This window comes from Stutzerimonas stutzeri, from assembly GCF_000935215.1.
Taxonomy (GTDB): Bacteria; Pseudomonadota; Gammaproteobacteria; order Pseudomonadales; family Pseudomonadaceae; genus Stutzerimonas.
Window position 1 is genome coordinate 21925 of record NZ_JXXD01000046.1, and the last position, 17562, is coordinate 39486.

A 17562-nucleotide genomic window follows, 5' to 3' on the forward strand; every position below is an offset into this window, starting at 1 on the left:
GAAACAGGACGCTACACCTTAAACAGCCGGCCCAGAGCCGGCAACCGCCTACCTCACAGATGCCCGACTCAAAATGCGCCCCCCGCGCCATCGCAGCTGCCGGGATGGCCGCTGCGCGGCAAGCCTGATAAAATCGCGCGCTTTCCGCAGACCGGTTCCGGCGCTTGTACGAGCCCGGCATTCAGTACCCAGGCAAACGCGACGCAGGTGGATTCAGCCCCGGCGTCAACCGGCCACTCTGGTGACAACACCAGTCGCCGGAAACGGTTAGCCCTGGCGTGGATGCAGCACCCGACCGGTCGACACCCGCACTCCTTTCACAGGTCCGGATTCTATGAGCAAGCAACCCTCCCTCAGCTACAAGGACGCTGGCGTCGATATCGATGCAGGCGAAGCGCTGGTCGAACGCATCAAAGGCGTGGCCAAGCGCACCGCACGACCTGAGGTAATGGGCGGCCTGGGCGGCTTCGGCGCCCTGTGCGAAATCCCGGCAGGCTACAAGCAGCCGGTGCTGGTCTCCGGGACCGACGGCGTAGGCACCAAGCTGCGCCTGGCACTGAACCTGAACAAGCACGACAGCATCGGCCAGGATCTGGTCGCCATGTGCGTCAACGACCTGGTGGTCTGTGGCGCCGAGCCGCTGTTCTTCCTCGACTACTACGCCACCGGCAAGCTCAACGTCGACGTGGCCGCCACCGTGGTGACCGGCATCGGCGCCGGCTGCGAACTGGCCGGCTGTTCGCTGGTAGGCGGCGAAACCGCCGAGATGCCTGGCATGTACGAGGGTGAAGACTACGACCTGGCCGGCTTCTGCGTCGGCGTAGTGGAAAAGAGCGAGATCATCGACGGCTCGAAAGTCGCAGCGGGCGACGCGCTGATCGCCCTGCCCTCCTCGGGCCCGCACTCCAACGGCTACTCACTGATTCGCAAGATCCTCGAAGTGTCCGCCACCGACATCGAGAACACCCAGCTGGACGGCAAGCCGCTGGCCGACCTGCTGATGGCGCCGACGCGCATCTACGTCAAGCCGCTGCTCAAGCTGATCAAGGACACCGGTGCGGTCAAGGCCATGGCCCACATCACCGGCGGCGGCCTGCTCGACAACATCCCACGGGTATTGCCTGACAACGCCCAGGCGATCATCGACGTCGCCAGCTGGCAGCGCCCGGCAGTGTTCGACTTCCTGCAGGAAAAAGGCAACGTCGACGAACACGAAATGCACCGCGTGCTCAACTGTGGCGTCGGCATGGTCATCTGCGTCGCCCAGGATCAGGTTGAGCCGGCCCTGGCCAATCTGCGCGCATCCGGCGAATCGCCCTGGGTGATCGGTACGATCACCACCGCGGCGCAAGATGCCGAACGAGTCCAGCTGAACAACCTGAAACAGCACTGATGACCGCAAGCTGCAATGTGGTGGTGCTGATTTCAGGGTCCGGCAGCAATCTGCAGGCGCTGATCGACAGCCAGGCCGAAGACAATCCGGCGCGTATCCGCGCCGTGATTTCCAACCGGGCCGATGCATTCGGCCTGACGCGGGCGCAAGACGCCGACATCCCCACAGCAGTGCTCGATCACAAGGCCTTCGATGGCCGTGATTCGTTCGACGCCGCACTGATGGAAGTAATCGACGAACATGCGCCGGATCTGGTGATCCTCGCCGGGTTCATGCGCATTCTCACGCCAGGCTTCGTCCGCCACTACCAGGGCCGCCTGCTGAACATCCATCCTTCGCTACTGCCCAAGTACAAGGGCCTCGATACCCATCGAAGAGCGCTGGAAGCAGGCGACAGCGAACACGGCTGCAGCGTGCATTTTGTCACCAAGGAGCTGGACGGCGGCCCGGTGGCCATCCAGGCGGCGCTGGCGGTGGAGCCTGGTGAAAACATCGAGCAGCTGACGCGGCGCGTGCATTCGGCCGAGCACCAGATCTACCCGCTGGCCATGCGCTGGTTCGCCGAAGGGCGCTTGCGCCTCGCCGAACAAGGCGCGATGCTGGACGACGTCAACCTGCCGGCCTCCGGCTATCAGATCAGAATCTAGGAGATACCATGCGTCGCGCTTTGCTGCTCGCTCTCGCCGTGCTGACCCTGCCGGTCCAAGCCCTGGAGCTCAAGCCCTTCTCCGCTAGCTACACCGCCGACTGGAAGCAGGTTCCGGTCAGTGGCACAGCTCAGCGCAGCCTCGAGCAGCTGGACGATGGCAACTGGAGGCTCGATTTCGAGGCCTCCATGCTGGTCGCCAGTCTCAACGAGCGCAGCACGTTCCGCACCGAAGGCGATACCTTCCTGCCACAGACCTATCGCCTCAAGCGCAGCGGCCTGGGCAAGGGCAAGCGTGTCGAGCACCGCTTCGACTGGGACAACAAGCAGGTCGAAGGCAGTGACCGGGGTGATCCGGTCAAGCTTCCGCTGCATCGCGGCTTGCTGGACAAATCCACCTACCAGCTGGCGCTGCAGCAGGAAGTCGCGGCCGGCAAGCAGAGCATGAGCTATCAGGTGGTGGATGGCGACGAGATCGAAACCTACGATTTCCGCGTACTGGGCGAAGACAAGGTCAGCACCAAAGCCGGCCAGGTCGATGCCATCAAGGTCGAGCGCGTGCGCGACCCAACGCAGAGCAAGCGTGAAACCATCCTCTGGTTCGCCAAGGACTGGGACTACCTGCTGGTCCGCCTGCATCAGGTCGAGACGGACGGCAAGGAATACCAGATCATGCTCGAAGAAGGCCGTGTCGGCGGCAAGACCGTCAAAGGCAACTGAGTCATCGCGGCGGGCCTTCGCGACCGCCGCCTCCCACCCGCTTCGAGTTTTCCGATGACCTCTTCACGCCCCCTGCTGATTGCACTGCTCCTGTCCCTGGCCGGTTGCCAGTCATTCTTCGCCGAGCGCCCTCCGGCCAAGGCAGCAACCGAACGCCTGCAGGGTGAAGTTCGACAAGTCGACGGCCAGCTTCAGTTGCAGAGCTGCCAGGGGCAACGGACGTTGAAACTGCTGAGCAAGGACACCGGGTTGCAGGACGACGTGCAGGTGCTGCTGACCGATGATCAGGATGCACTGTTCGCCGACCTGCGTGGCACCCTCAGTCAGGCCGAACCGGACGGTACTGGCCAACTCGCGTTGACCCGCATCTATCGCCTGCAGCGCGAAGGCCACGGCTGTGGCGAGGAGAACTTCAAGCAGATGATCCTGCGCGCCAGCGGTCATGAACCAGGCTGGATGCTGACCGTGACCACCCGCGGCATGCTGCTCGTTCGGCCGGGGCAATCACCGATCGCCCTGCCTTATCTGGAAGAGCAGCTTCCCGGTGGCCAGTTCAGTTTCACCAGCGAGGCCAACCAGCAGCGCCTTGACCTGTGGGTTGCACCGCAGCGCTGTGTCGACAGTGCCAGCGGCACGGTCAGCCACCTCACTGCAGAGCTCCGTCTGGACGGCCAGACATTGCGCGGTTGCGCCTACTACGGTGGCGCACGCGACGACTGATCTCACGAATGCGGGGCGTTCGCCGCGCTCATCCTGAAAGAACTGCATCCATGAACAACGCCCTGAATCTGCTGCACCCATACCCCTTCGAGAAGCTGCGTGGCCTGCTCGCTGGCGCACAGCCGCCTGCCGACAAGCGTGCCATCGCGCTGTCGATTGGCGAGCCGAAGCATCGCTCGCCGGACTTCGTTGCCCAGGCACTGGCGGACAACCTTGATCAGCTGGCGGTCTATCCGACCACACTCGGCATTCCGGCGCTGCGCGAAGCCATCGCGCGCTGGTGCGAGCGGCGCTTCGGCCTCGCCGCAGATGCACTGGACCCGGCGCAGCACGTGTTGCCGGTCAACGGTACGCGCGAGGCACTGTTCGCCTTCACCCAGGCCGTGGTGGATCGCTCAGCGGACGGTCTGGTGGTCAGCCCGAACCCGTTCTATCAGATCTACGAAGGCGCAGCCCTGCTCGCCGGCGCCACGCCTCATTACCTGCCATGCCTCGAGCAGAACGGCTTCAACCCGGACTTCGATGCCGTGCCGGCGGATGTCTGGCAGCGCTGCCAGATTCTCTTCCTCTGTTCACCGGGCAACCCGACCGGTGCGCTGGTGCCGCTGGAGACGCTAAAAAAGCTGATCGCGCTGGCCGACCAGTACGACTTCGTCATTGCCGCCGACGAGTGCTACAGCGAGCTGTACTTCGACGAGGCTAGTCCACCTGCAGGGCTGCTCACCGCCTGTGCAGCACTGGGTCGCACCGATTACAAGCGCTGCGTGGTGTTCCATAGCCTGTCGAAGCGCTCGAACCTGCCGGGGCTGCGTTCGGGCTTCGTCGCCGGTGATGCCGATATCCTCAAGTCCTTCCTGCTCTACCGCACCTATCATGGCTGCGCCATGCCCGTGCAGACCCAGCTGGCGAGCATCGCTGCCTGGAACGACGAGATTCACGTGCGCGCCAACCGCGAGCTGTATCGCGCCAAGTTCGATGCCGTGCTGGAAATACTCGCGCCGGTCATGGACGTGCAACGCCCCGATGGTGGCTTTTATCTATGGCCGAAAACGCCGATGGACGATCAACAGTTCACCCGCGAGCTGTTCGCCCGCGAGCATGTCACCGTGGTGCCGGGTTCCTACCTGTCGCGCGAAGTGGACGGCATGTCCCCAGGCGTCGGCCGCGTGCGTATGGCACTGGTTGCGCCGCTGGCCGAATGCATCGAGGCGGCGCAACGCATTCGCCACTTCATTGAAACGTTCTGACAACGCACCGGGCGGTCCGGCCGCCCGGTTGTCCGAGGCTTCAAGCCACGCCTGGCGGGATCATGTCCTTGCCGTAATCGCGCAGCTTTTCCAGATTTTCCGGTTTCATGTGTTCTGGAATATCTGCCCGCGGATGCTCCTCATGCCGGTTGGAATCCACTGGCTCAGGCGCATGCTCAGTATGCTCGTCGTGATCATTCATACAACGCCTCCTGTTCAGATGGCGTGTTCTTCCCAGATCAGCTCGCCTTCGTCGCTGACCTCTATAACTTTAGTCAAAGCTGCCTCGGCAATCGCGTCGGCTTCGGAGGCCAGGTCGTAGCGACGGCCATCTGCGATCTTGAATACGTGTACATGCTCGTCGCTGTCGCGCCGTTTGATGGCGATAACCGCTTCGAACGCATCCTCGGCAGGCACCGCCGAAGAAATCGCTTCGAAATTCTCGAAATGCTTGCGTGCCATTACTCGTCACCTCACCGTTGCGATTGTCATCAATGGACAACACCATCGGTGTAAAAGGTCGAGAGCCCTCGCCGAACGACGGCCCGGCGGCAAGTTCGAACGTTGGAAGGCACACGGAGAACCTGCCATGAACATGACTGAACACTACGTACAAAACGAGCCCAGCCGTACAGAGGTCGACGCCATGCAGAGGCCGCTGCTGCTGGAGTTCGGCACCGCCTGGTGCGGCCACTGCCGAGCAGCTCAGCCACTACTGGCAAAGGCCCTGGCTGAGCGCAGCGGCATTTGTCATCTGAAGATCGAGGACGGCCCGGGCCGCCCGCTGGGACGCTCGTTTCGGGTCAAGCTCTGGCCGACCCTGATCCTGCTGGAGAATGGCCAGGAACTCGCGCGCGTCGTGCGCCCGCTGAACGAGCAGGCGATCGAGCAGGCGCTAGGCGAGACGGGAAAGGGATGAGAGAGACAGTTCGCGAGCCATCTGCCGCGCCGCGCTCTTCGAGGCGAGAAGGCATGCTCGCCTCCATAGCCCGGCGAGGCGTGGCATAATCCGCCGTCCAGTTTTGCAGGAGCCTTGGAGAGTCGTTTATGTCCGAATCAGATCAGCGGTTGTGCCTATACGGAATCAAAGCCTGCGACACGATGAAAAAGGCCCGTACCTGGCTCGACGAACACGGACTGGACTACGACTTCCACGACTACAAGAGCGTCGGCATCGACCGCGCCCACCTGGAAGCCTGGTGCAATGAACACGGCTGGCAGACCGTTCTCAACCGTGCAGGCACCACCTTCCGCAAGCTGGAAGACGCTGCAAAGGCCGATCTTGACCAGGCCCGGGCCATCGAGCTGATGTTGGCCCAACCGTCGATGATCAAACGCCCTGTACTCGACTTGCGCGGTAAGACCCTGATTGGCTTCAAGCCCGATCTTTACGCTGCCGAAGTGGCAGCGCCGAACTGATAGCCGCCCAACAGACGGCGCGGCCGACAAAAAGGAAATTCTATGTCCGCAACCCTATTTAGCCTCGCCTTTGGCGTTGGCACCCAGAACCGCCAAGGCGACTGGCTGGAAGTCTTCTACGCACAACCGCTGCTGCAACCTGCCGGCGAGCTGGTAGCTGCCGTCGCCCCGCTGCTCGGCTATGCCGGCGGCAATCAGGCAATCAGCATCACCACTACCCAGGCTGCACAGCTGGCCGATGCCCTGAAGCCGCTCGACGCTACCCAGTACGCGCTGCTGACCCGCCTGGCCGAAAGCCAGCGCCCACTGGTCGCCACTCTGCTCGCCGAAGACGCGCCGCTTACCTCGACCCCCGAGGCCTACCTCAAGCTGCACCTGCTTTCGCACCGGCTGGCCAAGCCGCATGGTCTGAACCTGACCGGCATCTTCCCGCTGCTGCCCAACGTTGCCTGGACCAACCAGGGCGCGGTGGACCTGAGCGAACTGGCCGAGCGCCAGCTGGAAGCACGCCTGAAGGGCGATCTGCTGGAAGTCTTCTCGGTGGACAAGTTCCCGAAGATGACCGATTACGTGGTCCCTGCCGGCGTGCGTATCGCCGACAGCGCGCGCATTCGCCTCGGTGCCTATGTGGGTGAAGGCACAACCGTGATGCACGAAGGCTTCATCAACTTCAACGCCGGTACCGCCGGCCCGGGCATGATCGAAGGCCGCGTCTCCGCTGGCGTGTTCGTCGGCAAGGGTTCGGACCTCGGCGGCGGCTGCTCGACCATGGGCACCCTGTCCGGTGGCGGCAACATTGTCATCTCCGTCGGCGAAGGCTGCCTGATCGGCGCGAATGCCGGCATCGGCATCCCGCTGGGCGACCGCAACACCGTGGAGTCGGGCCTGTACATCACCGCCGGCACCAAGGTCAGCCTGCTCGACGACGGCGATAAACTGGTCAAAGTGGTCAAGGCGCGCGAGCTGGCCGGTCAGAGCGACCTGCTGTTCCGTCGCAACTCGCAGACCGGCGCTGTGGAGTGCAAGACCCACAAGTCGGCCATCGAGCTGAACGAGGCGCTGCACGCGCATAACTGAGCAGGAGCAGCGGCAAGCTGCGAGCCATGAGCGCCTGCCTTGCCGCATCCCCTGCAGCTGGAGGTTTGCCGCTTATGGCCCTGTTTTCTCCCTGGCGCGCCGACTTCCCTGCTCTGGCGATACTCGAAGCGCAAGGCCAGACCTATCTCGACAGCGCCGCCACGGCACAGAAGCCGCAGGCACTGATCGATGCTCTCAGCGGCTACTACACCTGCGGCGCCGCCAATGTGCACCGCGCCCAGCACCAGCCCGCCGAACGCGCGACTCGCGCTTACGAAGACTCCCGCATCAAGGTGGCGAAATGGCTGAACGCGGCTTCGCCCACTGAAATCCTCTTCACCCGCGGCGCGACGGAAGCGCTGAATCTGCTCGCCTATGGACTGGAACATCTGATCGGAGCCGGTGACGAGATCGTCATCAGCGCCCTCGAACATCACGCCAACCTGCTGCCCTGGCAACAGCTGGCCAAACGGCGCAACGCCAGACTGCAGGTGCTACCGATCGATACCGCCGGGCGCATCGACCTGGCCGCAGCTGCCGCGCTGGTCGGGCCGCGTACCCGACTGCTGGCGGTGAGTCAGCTGTCCAACGTGCTGGGTGGCTGGCAACCGCTGGACGACCTGCTGCACCTGGCCAAGACCCAAGGTGCGCTGACCATCGTCGACGGCGCGCAGGGCGTGGTGCACGGCCGTCACGACATGACCACGCTGGGTTGCGATTTCTACGTGCTCTCCAGCCATAAGCTCTACGGGCCGGATGGCGTCGGCGTACTGTACGGCCGCGGCGAATCGCTGCTGCAGCTGCGTCACTGGCAGTTCGGCGGCGAGATGGTGCGCATCGCCGATTATCAACACGCCGAGTTCCATGCGGCGCCCCTGGGCTTCGAGGCCGGCACGCCGCCGATCTCCGGCGTCATCGGTCTCGGCGCCACGCTGAACTATCTGGCTGGACTCGACGTTGCCGCGGTCGAGCGTCACGAGCGGGCATTGCACGACCAGCTGCTCGCCGGGCTTGCCGCACGCAACGGCGTTCGCCTGCTCGGCTCGCCGCAGGTTGCGCTGGCCAGCTTCGTTGTCGAAGGCGTGCATCATTCCGACCTGGGGCATCTGCTCACCGAACAGGGCATCGCGGTACGCAGCGGCAATCACTGCGCCATGCCGCTGATGAAACACCTTGGTCTGGATGGCGCGACACGCGTCTCGCTCGGGCTGTACAACGACAGTGCCGACCTCGAGCGCTTCTTTAGCGCCCTCGATCAGGCCCTGGAGTTACTGCGATGAGCGACTTGCCGCAAGCCGCTGGCGAAGCGCTGGAGGCATTCAGCCAGGCGCCCGGCTGGGAGCAGCGCGCACGTTTGCTGATGCAATGGGGTGAGCGGCTGGCACCGTTGGATGAAGATGAACGCAGCGAAACGAATCAGGTATCGGGCTGCGAAAGTCGCGTGTGGCTGGTCGGCGAACGACAGGACGGCTGCTGGCATTTTCGCGCCGCCAGTGATGCCCGGCTCATCCGCGGCCTGCTGGCGGTACTGCTGGCAAGAGTCAACGGCCTGGAAGCTGCCTATCTGGCCGAAGTGGACATGGCCGACTGGTTCGCCCGTCTTGGCCTTTCGCGGCAATTGTCGCCTTCGCGCAGCAATGGCATGAATGCCGTGCTGCAGCGAATGTGTGAGCTGACCGGCTGACCCGGCCAGGGCGAATCAGCGCTTGCGCAGGATCACGCTGCCGATCGAGTAGCCCGCACCGAACGAGCTGAGCACACCGAGGCTGCCGCTGGGCAGGTCGTCCTGGTGCTTGTGGAAGGCGATCACCGAGCCGGCCGAACTGGTATTGGCGTAGGTATCGAGGATCACCGGCGCCTCTTTCTCGGTGGCGTCGCGGCCCAGCAGGCGGCGCACGATCAGGTGGTTCATGTTCAGGTTGGCCTGATGCAGCCAGAAACGCTTCACCGATTCCACAACGATGTCGTTCTCAGCCAGGTGCTCACCGATCAGCTCCGCCACCATCGGGCAGACTTCCTTGAACACCTTGCGACCTTCCTGGATGAACAGCTTGTCCGGATCGTTCATGTGTTCTTCGGCAGCACGGTTGAGAAAGCCGAAGTTGTTGCGGATGTTGTTGGAAAACTCGGTCACCAGCTTGGTACTGATGACGTCCCACTGCTGCGCCGAGGTCGCCAGATCTTCGCGCTCGATGATTACCGCGGTGCAGGCGTCGCCGAAGATGAAATGGCTGTCGCGGTCGCGGAAGTTCATATGCCCGGTACAGATCTCGGGGTTGACCATCAGGATCGCGCGCGCCTGGCCCAGCTTGATGCTGTTGACCGCGTTCTGGATGCCGAACGTGGCCGACGAGCACGCCACGTTCATGTCGAAGCCGAAACCCTTGATCCCCAGTGCCGCCTGCACTTCGATGGCGACTGCCGGATAGGCGCGCTGCAGGTTGGAGCAGGCAACGATCACGCCGTCGATGTCCGCAGCGGTCTTGCCGGCGCGGGCCAGCGCTTCTTCGGCTGCCTTGACCGACATCTCGCAGAGAATCGACCACTCGTCATTGCTGCGCTCGGGAATGCGCGGAACCATGCGCTCGGGATCGAGGATGCCGGCCTTGTCGGTAACGTAGCGGCTCTTGATGCCGGAAGCCTTTTCGATGAAGGCGGAGCTGGACTCGGGCAGCGGCTGGATCTCGCCGGCCTCGATGGCAGCGGCATTCTCGCTGTTGAAGCGATGAACGTAGGTGTTGAAGGACTCCACTAGCTCATCGTTGGAAATGCTGTTGGCAGGGGTATAAAGGCCGGTACCGCTGATGACGACGTTATACACGGTCGTTCCTCTCGAATGGCTTGGATCGTTTTCTGACGTTGGGACGGCAGCAACAGGACTCGGCCAGTCACGATCATTCCAGCGCCTCTTATGGCGGCTATTGTGCATGAAAATCTGAAAGAATCCGTAACATTGCGCTTATAACGGGTAGGTAATTAAGTCTTTTGTCACATCCGAATGTGACCGCTCAGTCCGAAAATGAAGAGAGCGCCGAATGGCGCCCTCTTCTGTCCTCAATGATGTACTTAAGTCCCTATTTGATGCCCTGTCCAAGTACGACGCCATCCACCTCCTGTCCATAGAGATTCACGCCGTCGTTGGCGTGGTAGCGAACTCGCGTCTTTTCTACCGAGCCTTCGACCAGACGCGGGTCCTGCGGCCGCTCATGGCTGTTCATGTATGCGGCCACGTGCCAAGCATCCTCGTCGCTGAGCGAACCACCCTTGCCCAGCGGCATGCTCTCCTTGATGAAGGCCGCGGCGGTGTTGATCCGGTGCATGCCGGCACCCCAGTTGAACGAGTCCTTACCCCATAACGGTGGGAACACATACGCGCCACCCGCCTGCTGGCCCTGGCCGTTGTCGCTGTGACAGACCGCGCACTGCTCGGCATAGATCTGCTTGCCCTTGGCAATATCGAAACCACCTTTGGGCTGTGGGACTTCAGGATAGGCCCGCCCCGGCAGCTCCTGGCCTGTCGGAGCACCAGTGGAAAGCCAGTAGGAATAGGCCGTCAGGGCATTGATCACATGGCTATCGGCTGCCGGCGGCTTGCCGTTCATGCTGAACTGGAAACAGCCCTGTATCCGCTCGGCGTAGCTGTTGACCTTGTCATTCTTCTTCCGGTAAGCCGGATACATCGGATACGCGCCCCACAGCGGCGCTGAGTTGGCCTTGCGCCCCTGATCAAGATGGCAGTTGGTGCAATTCATGCCGTTGCCGACGTATTCGGCGGCGTACTTCTGAGTGTCGACGAAGATCGCCCGGCCGTGCTGCACCAGCTCGCCATAGGCGTTGGCCGGCAGATCCTTTTCCTGCGGTGGCTGGAAGAAGTTCTCACCTGCGTCCTTGGCAGCTTTCTGTGTCAGCTGGGACTGGTCGTCCATCTTGATCTCGGCCGCCAGCGACGCACCGCTGACCGCCATGGCCAGCATCGTTAACCAGTAGGTTCTCATTGGCTGCCCCCCTTGTGCTCCAGGCCGGCAAAGTACTCGGCGACGGCCTGCACTTCGTCGTCGGTCATCGCGCGGGCGATATGACCCATCAGATCGTTCGGATCGTTCTTGCGCGTACCCTGACGCCAGGCATTGAGCTGCGCGCTGAGGTATTGCATCGACTGCCCGGCCAGCGGCGGGAAGCTCTCACCGACCCCAATGCCAGCGGGGCCATGGCAGGCCACGCACTCGGGAATGTTGCGTTCCCAGGCACCACGAAGGGCAAGGCGCGGCCCCACACCTTCCGCCTTTTCCGCCCGACCGATACTGGCGAAAACCGGCGCTGGCCTGGCTTCGAGCATGGCCGCCACGGCATCCATCTCTTCGTCGCTCAAGGCCGCAGCAATTGGCTGCATGACCGGATTGCTTCTGGCACCGGAGCGGAAGTCCTCGAGCTGCTTGCGCGTGTATCCGGCGGATATCCCGGCGAGGCGTGGAAAGCCGGCCGCCGCCATCCCCATCGCATCGGCACCGTGGCACGTGCCACACGCCATCGCCGCAGGGTTGGCGCCGCCCTGCGCGTAGATTTTTTGCCCATCGGCAGCCTGTGCCTGCATCGTCAGTAACAACGCAGCCACACCGGCCAGGGGCCAGTGAGTGAGTTTCATGAAAGGGCCTCATCAGCGGTTGTAGTTATGCTTGCCGCCACCGGCGTGGTCTTCGCCAACGCTCGGGTTCTATCGATGGTGTGCGGCAGCTTGTCGCAGAAGCGACGCTACCACATCGCCACGGCGGCCCTCCAGAAACAGAATAAGCTTAGAACTGCTTTGCATATACCAGACACAGCGGCCCGCTGCGCAACCAGCGGTGCACACGAGACAACGACCTTGGTTATCCTTGCGTGCTCACTCGCGCAGGAACACACATGAAAGACCAACTTGCCGCACTGATCAGCCTTATCAGCTCCGGCTGCATGACCGACGACGAAATTGGCCGCGTCGCGGCAGAAGCCGCGGAGGCGTACGCCGATCCGCAGGCATTTCTACAGGCCAACCCGGACATCAATTACGACGACAGCTTTCCCATTCCTCTCGGCGAATGGGTAGTGGTCGGCAGCCTGCCGGAGACGGTCTTGTTCCAGGCTGATGATTATCAGGAGCTGTTCACACAGATCGTCGCGTCCTTCGGCGACAGCGTGACCTTCGTCCTCAAGCCCAAGCAGCTCGCCAAGACCGAGCCGCTGACAGCGCTGAACCGCATTCAGGTGCAGCTGAGCAGCCTGTATCCGGAGAAAGGTGGCTACGTGCTGGTGGACTTCAGCGAGCCGCTGGACGATGAGCTGCAGGCGGTGCTGGTCTACACCTGCGATGTGCCACGACTGATGGAGCTGGCGGTGGAAGTAGGCATCTATGCCGCGCCGGCCCTGGAGGTGTTGCGCGAGCAAACCGAGCAACCGTGACGGTAGGCACTTCGCCGGCGATCAGCCGCGCGAGGCGTTGCGGCGGCGCAAGGGTTCCAACAGCGCTGAAAGCCCGTTGTGGTCGATCTCGTGCATCAGCTCCAGCAGCTGGCCGAGGCTGCCAGGCGGAAAGCCGACGCGGGCGAACCAGTTGAGGTAATTACCCGGCAGGTCGGCTATCAACCGGCCCTTGTACTTACCGTAGGGCATCGTCTGGGTCACCAGGCGTTCGAGATCTTCAGGCTTCATCGCTTCGGGCATCGGAGTGTCGGGCCGTCGAATACTGCCACAACCGCACCGGCTTCTGACACGCGAGCCTGATCCGATGGCGTTCCGATATTCCTTCGGGCTGGCCATCGCTTGGGACTGGGCGCACATACAGAGCGCCTATCCGCAGGATAGAAAGCCTTGGTTGGCGCATCGCCAGCCCGATAACCACAATGGCTCTCGATACGGCAGGCGAACTGCTGACAGCCATGGAGAACCGCGATGCAAACGCCCAGACAACTGCCAGAACTGGATGACGCCACCCTCGCCTTCGCCGAGCAGGTGTTCGACAGCGCTCGCAACGGCGACAGCTCGCGCCTTGGTGAACTGCTCAGGCAGGGTATGCCAGCCGATCTTCGCAATCACGCCGGCGACAGCCTACTGATGCTCGCCAGCTACCACGGCCACCTCGAAGCCAGTCGTGTGCTGCTCGAGCATGGCGCCGATCCGCAGCTGCGCAATATTCGCGGTCATACGCCGCTGGCGGGCGCAGCCTTCAAGGGCGACCTGAACATGATCGAGTTGCTGCTGGCGCACGGCGCCGATGTCGAGAGCCCCTGCGAGGACGGCAAAACCGCTCTGATGATGGCAGCCATGTTCAACCGTACCGAAATCATCGAACACCTGATCGCCCGGGGTGCCAACCCGCAAGCCGTCGACGCCAATGGCGCCACAGCACTGGTCGCCGCAGCCATGATGGGTGCTCAGGACGCCCAGGCGTTGTTGCGAAGCCTGGTCTCCAGCTGACGCACCGATGTTTCGGCGCATTGCAAATTTTCACCTCGCTTGACCGGACCCTCGCAGCTATCAGCTATCAGCCGCGCCCGATCGACGCAAAAACAGCCTTGCTGTGCTCAGCCAGCACGGCGGGGGACAGCTCGACTTCCAGCCCGCGACGACCAGCGCTCACGTAGATGCTCGCCTGCGCCTGCGCAGAACTGTCGATAAAGGTACGCAGACGCTTCTTCTGCCCCAGCGGACTGATACCACCGACCAGGTAACCGGTGGCCCGCTGGGCTGCCATCGGATCGGCCATCTCCACCTTCTTCACGCCGGCCGCCTGGGCCAGCGCCTTGAGATCGAGGGTGCCGGCGACGGGCACCACGGCGACCAGCAGCTCGTTCTTCTCGCTACAGGCGAGCAGCGTCTTGAATACCCGCGCGGGCTCCAGCCCAAGCTTTTCCGCCGCCTCCAGTCCATAGGACGCAGACTTGGGATCGTGCTCGTAGCTGTGTACGGAGTGTTCGGCTCGGGCTTTTTTCAACAGGTCGATGGCAGGTGTCATGGCTTTGTAGTGCTAATGATTGATGAATGGCGGTAACGTAACGCAACAGAGAATCGGTAGTTATAAGCGCCCATGAATCATCCTCTTCTTGCACCGCTCGCGGAAGTCTACGACCTGGCCGTGGTGGGCGGCGGCATCAATGGCGCGGGTATCGCCGCCGATGCGGCCGGGCGCGGCCTGTCGGTGTTTCTCTGCGAGCAGGGCGACCTGGGCGAACACACCTCCTCAGCCAGCAGCAAGCTGGTGCATGGTGGGCTGCGCTACCTCGAGCATTACGAACTGCGCCTGGTCCGCGAGGCCTTGGCCGAGCGCGAAGTGTTGCTGGCCAAGGCGCCGCACATCATCACCCCGCTACGCTTCGTGCTGCCCTACCGCCCGCATCTGCGGCCGTCGTGGATGATCCGCACCGGGCTGTTTCTTTACGATCACCTCGGCAAGCGCGAGAAGCTCGGCGGTTCGCGCAGTCTGCGTTTCGGTGCCGACAGCCCGCTCAAGGACGAAATCACCCATGGTTTCGAGTACGCCGATTGCTGGGTCGATGACGCCCGGCTGGTGGTTCTCAATGCCATGGCGGCACGCGAGCTGGGGGCCCATATCCACACCCGCACTCGCTGCGTCAGTGCGCGCAGCAGCAAAGCGCTCTGGCACCTGCATCTGGAACGTGAGGATGGCAGCCGCTTTTCGATCCGCGCGCGCGCCCTGGTCAACGCCACCGGCCCGTGGGTGGCCTCGTTCATCGAAGAGCAACTCCGGCAGACATCCCCGCACGGCATGCGCCTGATCCAGGGCAGCCATATCATCGTGCCGAAACTCTATGAAGGTGAGCACGCCTACATCCTGCAGAACGAGGACCGGCGCATCGTGTTCATCACGCCGTACCTCGGCCAGTTCAGCCTGATCGGCACCACCAACCATGAGTACCACGGCGACCCGGCGCGGGTGCAAATCACCGACGAAGAAATCGACTACCTGCTGGCCATCGTCAACGCGCACTTCAAGCATCAACTGAGTCGCACCGATATCCGCTACAGCTATGCTGGGGTCAGACCGCTTTGCGATGACGAGTCCGACCAGCCCTCGGCGATCACCCGCGACTACACGCTGACGCTCAGCAATAGCGCTGGTGAGGGACCGTTGCTCTCGGTATTCGGCGGCAAACTGACCACCTATCGCAAGCTCGCCGAAGCGGCACTGGCACAGCTGGCGCCGCTGTTTCCCGAAATGAAACAGCCCTGGACACACGACGCCGCCCTGCCTGGCGGTGAGCATCTGGACGAGCCATCGGCGCTGGCCCACGCGCTCTGCGCCAGTTATCCATGGCTGCCCGGTCCGATCGCCCGGCGCTGGGCACGCACCTACGGCAGCCGCAGCTGGCTGCTGCTCAAGGGCACCGATTCGCTGCAGGACCTTGGCGAGTGTTTTGGCGCCGGCCTGCACGCGCGCGAGGTGGACTACCTGATGGTCGAGGAATGGGCGCAGACGGCAGAAGACATCCTCTGGCGCCGCACCAAGCTCGGCCTGTTCATGCAGCCCGCGGAGGTCGCACTGCTGCAGCGTTATCTGGACAGCCGGACAGCCGAGCGCCTGACCCACTTCGACCACGTCGCCCAGGGCTGACGCACCACGGCGCAGCGCCCGCACTGGAGCGCTGCGCCCGCGTCGACCTCAGGCTACCTTGGCGTTGCGCGAGGCACGCAGCTGACGGGCAGCCGCCACCATGTTCACCAGCGCCGCTTCGGTCTCCGGCCAGGCGCGGGTCTTCAGCCCGCAATCCGGATTGACCCACAGCCGCTCGGCCGGGATGCGCTCGGCGGCCTTCTCCAGCAGCTGCACCATTTCGGCAGTATCCGGAACGCGTGGCGAGTGGATGTCGTAGACCCCCGGGCCGATATCGTTGGGATAGTCGAAGGCGCGGAAGGCTTCGAGCAGCTCCATCTGCGAACGCGAGGTCTCGATGGTGATGACATCGGCATCCATCGCCGCGATGGACTCGATGACGTCGTTGAACTCGCTGTAGCACATGTGCGTGTGGATCTGCGTCTCGTCGCGCACGCCGCTGGCACACAGACGGAACGCCTCGACCGCCCAGTCCAGATAGTGCTGCCACTGCGCGCGACGCAACGGCAAGCCCTCGCGGAACGCCGCTTCGTCGATCTGGATGATGCGGATGCCGGCGGCTTCCAGGTCGCAGACCTCGTCGCGGATCGCCAGCGCCAGCTGCCGTGCCTGAACCTCCCGCGACACATCCTCACGAGCGAACGACCACATCAGCATGGTCACCGGCCCGGTGAGCATGCCCTTCATCACCCGGTGGGTCTGCTGCTGGGCGTAGCGAATCCAGTCGACGGTCATCGGCTGCGGGCGGCTGAGGTCGCCGTAGATCACCGCCGGTTTCACGCAGCGCGAGCCGTAACTCTGTACCCAGCCGAACCGGGTAAAGGCATAGCCATCGAGCTGCTCGGCGAAATACTCGACCATGTCGTTGCGCTCCGCTTCGCCATGCACCAGCACGTCCAGGCCGATCTGCTCCTGCACCGCCACCGCATGGCGGATCTCGGCCTGCATCGCCTCGGTGTAATCGCCGAGCGACAACCGGCCCTGCTTGTAGGCTTGCCGCGCCAGGCGGATAGCCGACGTCTGCGGGAACGAGCCGATGGTCGTGGTCGGGAACGCCGGCAGGTCGAGCCGCGCGCGCTGCTGTTCGATTCGCGCAGCGAACACCGACATGCGCCGGCTGTCTTGTGGCTGGATGGCATTCAGGCGTGCCTGAACCTGCGGCTTGTGGATGCGTGGCGAGTGCTGACGTGCCGCCTGCACCGCACGGCTGCGCGCCAGCTCGACCGCGACATCCTCGTTCGTCGGCTCGTTGATGGCTCGGGCCAGGGTCGCCACTTCGGCGCATTTCTGTACGGCAAAGGCCAACCAGCCTTTCAGCTCATGATCGAGCCGATCTTCCCGCTCGAGGTCCACCGGGCTGTGCAGCAGGGAGCAGGACGGCGCCAGCCAGAGACGATCACCCAGCCGCTCGGCGGCATGCCGCGCCACCTCCAGAGCCTTCTCCAGGTCGCAGCGCCAGACGTTGCGCCCATTGACCAACCCCAACGACAGCACCTTGTAGGTCGGCAACCAATCGAGAATCAGCGGGTACTGCTCCGGCGCACGCACCAGATCGATGTGCAGGCCGTCCACCGGCAGCGCCGCCGCCAGGCTGAGGTTGTCCTCCAGTCCGCCAAAGTAGGTGGCGACCAGCTTCTTCAGCGGGGCGCGCTGCAGCAGGTTGTAGGCGCGCTCGAAGGCGTTCTTCCAGTCCTGCGGCAGGTCGAGGGCGAGGATCGGCTCGTCGATCTGCACCCAC

General features: G+C 63.3%; 21 protein-coding genes. 13 read left to right on the top strand and 8 right to left on the bottom strand.

Annotation, left to right across the window (positions count from 1 at the left end):
* The first annotated feature begins 334 nt into the window (after positions 1-334).
* The 5 genes from purM to dapC are packed head-to-tail and all read left to right on the top strand — an operon-like array spanning position 335 to position 4726.
* Positions 335-1393 (top strand): phosphoribosylformylglycinamidine cyclo-ligase, encoded by a 1059-nt coding sequence (gene purM, locus LO50_RS06430; protein WP_041014629.1) that lies wholly within the window; start codon positions 335-337, stop codon positions 1391-1393.
* Positions 1393-2040 (top strand): phosphoribosylglycinamide formyltransferase, encoded by a 648-nt coding sequence (gene purN, locus LO50_RS06435; RefSeq protein ID WP_041014630.1) that lies wholly within the window; start codon positions 1393-1395, stop codon positions 2038-2040. The genes purM and purN overlap by 1 nt, the downstream gene beginning before the upstream one ends.
* Positions 2041-2048: 8 nt before the next feature.
* Entirely contained in the window at positions 2049-2759 is a 711-nt protein-coding gene (locus LO50_RS06440; RefSeq protein ID WP_023446278.1) for a DUF3108 domain-containing protein, read from the top strand.
* Between the two features lie 54 nt (positions 2760-2813).
* Entirely contained in the window at positions 2814-3479 is a 666-nt protein-coding gene (locus LO50_RS06445; protein WP_041014631.1) for a COG3650 family protein, read from the top strand.
* 50 nt (positions 3480-3529) lie between these two features.
* The gene (dapC, locus tag LO50_RS06450; RefSeq protein ID WP_044314471.1) at positions 3530-4726 is read left to right on the top strand and encodes a succinyldiaminopimelate transaminase; all 1197 of its coding nucleotides are present in this window, start codon (positions 3530-3532) and stop codon (positions 4724-4726) included.
* Between the two features lie 40 nt (positions 4727-4766).
* Here dapC and LO50_RS25060 read toward each other — a convergent pair whose 3' ends face one another.
* Both LO50_RS25060 and LO50_RS06455 read right to left on the bottom strand, forming a co-directional pair.
* A complete protein-coding gene (locus LO50_RS25060) occupies positions 4767-4928 on the bottom strand; it encodes a hypothetical protein (RefSeq protein WP_014821065.1) in 162 nt (53 codons plus the stop codon).
* A gap of 14 nt (positions 4929-4942) precedes the next feature.
* The gene (locus LO50_RS06455; RefSeq protein WP_014821066.1) at positions 4943-5188 is read right to left on the bottom strand and encodes a hypothetical protein; all 246 of its coding nucleotides are present in this window, start codon (positions 5186-5188) and stop codon (positions 4943-4945) included.
* A gap of 127 nt (positions 5189-5315) precedes the next feature.
* Here LO50_RS06455 and LO50_RS06460 point away from each other — a divergent pair, with 127 nt between their 5' ends.
* The 5 genes from LO50_RS06460 to LO50_RS06480 all read left to right on the top strand — a co-directional run bounded on the left by LO50_RS06460 (position 5316) and on the right by LO50_RS06480 (position 8906).
* Complete coding sequence (locus LO50_RS06460) at positions 5316-5645, top strand: thioredoxin family protein (RefSeq protein ID WP_041014633.1); 330 nt, start codon at positions 5316-5318, stop codon at positions 5643-5645.
* A 128-nt stretch (positions 5646-5773) separates the two neighbouring features.
* Complete coding sequence (locus LO50_RS06465; RefSeq protein WP_041014634.1) at positions 5774-6145, top strand: ArsC family reductase; 372 nt, start codon at positions 5774-5776, stop codon at positions 6143-6145.
* 42 nt (positions 6146-6187) lie between these two features.
* Positions 6188-7222, top strand: coding sequence for a 2,3,4,5-tetrahydropyridine-2,6-dicarboxylate N-succinyltransferase (gene dapD / locus LO50_RS06470; RefSeq protein ID WP_023446283.1), 1035 nt, complete (start codon positions 6188-6190; stop codon positions 7220-7222).
* A 74-nt stretch (positions 7223-7296) separates the two neighbouring features.
* Positions 7297-8502: an aminotransferase class V-fold PLP-dependent enzyme gene (locus LO50_RS06475; RefSeq protein WP_041014635.1), complete on the top strand. Its 1206-nt coding sequence runs from the start codon at positions 7297-7299 to the stop codon at positions 8500-8502.
* Complete coding sequence (locus LO50_RS06480; protein ID WP_044314472.1) at positions 8499-8906, top strand: SufE family protein; 408 nt, start codon at positions 8499-8501, stop codon at positions 8904-8906. Before LO50_RS06475 ends, LO50_RS06480 begins: the two co-directional genes overlap by 4 nt.
* 15 nt (positions 8907-8921) lie before the next feature.
* On the opposite strand, the gene LO50_RS06485 is transcribed toward LO50_RS06480, so the two are convergent.
* The 3 genes from LO50_RS06485 to LO50_RS06495 form a co-directional block, all read right to left on the bottom strand.
* On the bottom strand, positions 8922-10043 hold the full coding sequence (locus LO50_RS06485) for a beta-ketoacyl-ACP synthase III (protein ID WP_041014637.1): 1122 nt from the start codon (positions 10041-10043) through the stop codon (positions 8922-8924).
* Positions 10044-10296: 253 nt separating this feature from the next.
* Positions 10297-11217: a c-type cytochrome gene (locus tag LO50_RS06490; protein ID WP_041014638.1), complete on the bottom strand. Its 921-nt coding sequence runs from the start codon at positions 11215-11217 to the stop codon at positions 10297-10299.
* Positions 11214-11864 (bottom strand): c-type cytochrome, encoded by a 651-nt coding sequence (locus tag LO50_RS06495; RefSeq protein ID WP_044314473.1) that lies wholly within the window; start codon positions 11862-11864, stop codon positions 11214-11216. Before LO50_RS06495 ends, LO50_RS06490 begins: the two co-directional genes overlap by 4 nt.
* Before the next feature lie 257 nt (positions 11865-12121).
* On the opposite strand from LO50_RS06495, the gene LO50_RS06505 reads away from it, so the two are divergent.
* On the top strand, positions 12122-12655 hold the full coding sequence (locus LO50_RS06505) for a hypothetical protein (RefSeq protein WP_014821075.1): 534 nt from the start codon (positions 12122-12124) through the stop codon (positions 12653-12655).
* A 21-nt stretch (positions 12656-12676) separates the two neighbouring features.
* Here LO50_RS06505 and LO50_RS06510 read toward each other — a convergent pair whose 3' ends face one another.
* Positions 12677-12904, bottom strand: coding sequence for a DUF3820 family protein (locus LO50_RS06510; RefSeq protein WP_003280237.1), 228 nt, complete (start codon positions 12902-12904; stop codon positions 12677-12679).
* Between the two features lie 240 nt (positions 12905-13144).
* Here LO50_RS06510 and LO50_RS06515 point away from each other — a divergent pair, with 240 nt between their 5' ends.
* On the top strand, positions 13145-13669 hold the full coding sequence (locus LO50_RS06515; protein ID WP_044314474.1) for an ankyrin repeat domain-containing protein: 525 nt from the start codon (positions 13145-13147) through the stop codon (positions 13667-13669).
* 67 nt (positions 13670-13736) lie between these two features.
* On the opposite strand, the gene ybaK is transcribed toward LO50_RS06515, so the two are convergent.
* The gene (ybaK, locus tag LO50_RS06520; protein ID WP_044314475.1) at positions 13737-14207 is read right to left on the bottom strand and encodes a Cys-tRNA(Pro) deacylase; all 471 of its coding nucleotides are present in this window, start codon (positions 14205-14207) and stop codon (positions 13737-13739) included.
* A 72-nt stretch (positions 14208-14279) separates the two neighbouring features.
* Between ybaK and glpD the strand changes: the two genes are divergently transcribed.
* Positions 14280-15824, top strand: a complete 1545-nt coding sequence (glpD, locus tag LO50_RS06525) for a glycerol-3-phosphate dehydrogenase (RefSeq protein ID WP_044314476.1) — start codon at positions 14280-14282, stop codon at positions 15822-15824.
* Positions 15825-15872: 48 nt separating this feature from the next.
* On the opposite strand, the gene metE is transcribed toward glpD, so the two are convergent.
* A partial coding sequence (gene metE, locus LO50_RS06530; RefSeq protein WP_044314478.1) for a 5-methyltetrahydropteroyltriglutamate--homocysteine S-methyltransferase occupies positions 15873-17562 on the bottom strand: 1690 nt, incomplete at its 5' end.